The organism is bacterium, assembly GCA_020440705.1.
Lineage (GTDB): Bacteria > Krumholzibacteriota > Krumholzibacteriia > LZORAL124-64-63 > LZORAL124-64-63 > JAGRNP01.
Window position 1 is genome coordinate 1 of the sequence record JAGRNP010000251.1, and the last position, 1,687, is coordinate 1,687.

General features: G+C 73.1%; 2 protein-coding genes. One reads left to right on the forward strand and one right to left on the reverse strand.

All coding sequences use genetic code 11. From position 1 onward, the window contains the following. Nucleotides 1–896 (forward strand): hypothetical protein (locus KDM41_18155; GenBank protein ID MCB1185347.1); only part of this gene is annotated, 896 nt, incomplete at its 5' end. Here the strand turns inward: KDM41_18155 and KDM41_18160 are convergent. Then, nucleotides 897–1,484, reverse strand: coding sequence for a hypothetical protein (locus KDM41_18160; GenBank protein ID MCB1185348.1), 588 nt, complete (start codon nucleotides 1,482–1,484; stop codon nucleotides 897–899). Nucleotides 1,485–1,687 lie beyond the last annotated feature (203 nt).

Consider the following 1,687-nt stretch of genomic DNA (forward strand, 5'->3'; position numbering starts at 1 on the left):
ATCCCACGGCCCCGCTGGTCGACGTGGGCTCGGGCGCCGGCGTGGATGCACTGGCCGTCGCGGCGACCGGTCGCCCGGTGATCGCCTACGAGCGCGATCCCGTCTGCGCCGCGCTGCTGCGTGCGAATGCCGCGGCCCTGGGGCTTGCCGAGCGGGTCGACGTCCGCGCCGAGGACGCGCCCGATGTCCTTCCCGCCGCGCTCGTGTTCGTGGACCCCGACCGACGCGTCGGCGGCCAGCGCCACGACGATGCCACTTCGTTCGCACCGCCGCCCGACGCGTGGCGCGCGTGGAGCGAACGCGCCCGCGCCCTGGTGGTGAAGGTGGCTCCGGCCACGGCCTGGCCCGAGGACGCCGGCGACACACCGCCCTTCGAGGTCGTCTCGCTCGCCGCTCGCGCGCGCGAACGGCGCCTGCTGCTCGCGGGCTTCCACGACGCGCCGCCGCGCCGCGCGCTGTGTCTGCCCGAAGGGACCTCGATCGAAGGCGATGGCTACGAGGAGCTCCCGGAGGTCGGCGAGCTCGAGGCGGGTGTCTGGCTGCTCGACCCCGACACCGCCGTGCACCACGCCGACCTCGTCCCGGCGCTCGCCGCGCGCGATGGCTTGGCGACGCCCTGTGCGGGCCGCGTCGACTACCTGATCGGTGAAGCTCCCGTGCCCGAGGCACCGGGCACCTGGCTGCGCGTGGATGCCGTGCTTCCCCCCGACGCCAAGCGCATCAACCGCTGGTTCGCCGAGGCCGGTGTGGGGCGCGTCGACATCCGCAAGCGGGGTCTCGACGACCGGGCGGAGGCGTGGCGCAAGCGCTTGCGGCTGTCGGGCCGCGAGGCCGGTCACCTCGTGCTGCTGCGCGGCCCCACGGGTCGCCCCGTCGCCTGCGTCGGGAGGCTCTAGCTACCGGGGCGCGAGGAAGTCGAAGGGGCTGTCCGCCTCGGCAGGCGGCGGCGGCTCGACGATGCGCGGGCTCTCGCCGGGCTCCATGCCGTGCTGGCGACGCCAGACGTCGCTCACGTCGTTGGGCAGGAAGAACATCTCGATGCGGCGGTTGATGAGGCCTTCCATCTCGACGTTGCGCGTGTCGTCGCTCCAGTCCGCGGCCATCGGGTTGCCCGGGTCGCGCATGTCGGCGTTGATCTGGCGCACGACGTTGGTCTCGGTGCGGAAGTAACCCGCGCGCCCGGTGACCGGGTAGATGCGCACGGTGGCCCGATCGCGGTACCCATCGCGCGAGAACGGCGACATCGACGAGCGCCAGTGCGTCACGAGCACGCCGTTCTGCGGCGACGAGTTGTCGTCGTCCACGGTCATCCCCTGCTCACGCAACACCTGCCACGCCGTCTGGTAGACGGTGTACTGGCTGGGCGCCGGGAAGCCGTCCGAGCGGACAGCCCCCTCCACCTGGCCGCTGCCGCCCGACTGGCAGCCGGGCAGCGCGAGGAGGACGAACGACAGGGCCACGGGGGCAAGGCGGTGCAGACGCATGACGTCACCCTCCGCCTCGCCGGTCACCTGACGGTCATCCGTCCTGGGTGGACTACTTGGCCCGCGGGTCCAGGGCCCGACGCAAGCCGTCGCCCAGGAGGTTGAAGCCGAGGACCGTGATCGCGATGGCGACGCCGGGGGGCACGATCACCCACTGCTCGCGACCGGTGGCGTAGCGGTAGCCGTCCTTGAGCATCACGCCC